Raw genomic sequence first — 270 nt, forward strand, 5'->3', positions numbered from 1 at the left:
ATGCCTTGGCACTAAGAGCCGATGAAAGACGTGATAAGCTGCGAAAAGCTTCGGGGAGGAGCAAATATCCTTTGATCCGGAGATATCTGAATGGGGAAACCTGGCTGAGCAAACCTCAGTCGGCGTATGGTGAATCCATAGCCATACGTTGGGAACCCGCTGAACTGAAACATCTAAGTAGGCGGAGGAAAAGAAAGAAAACTCGATTTCCAGAGTAGCGGCGAGCGAAATGGAAGGAGCCTAAACCTGGGTGCGTGCACCCAGGGGTTA

1 rRNA gene is annotated in these 270 nt (G+C 50.7%); it reads left to right on the plus strand.

Features of this window, described 5'->3' with window-relative positions:
* Positions 1 to 270 (plus strand): 23S ribosomal RNA (locus NE473_RS33365); the annotation flags it as partial.

Source organism: Hungatella sp. SL.1.14 (genome assembly GCF_024460495.1).
Classification (GTDB): Bacteria; Bacillota; Clostridia; order Lachnospirales; family Lachnospiraceae; genus Hungatella; species Hungatella hathewayi.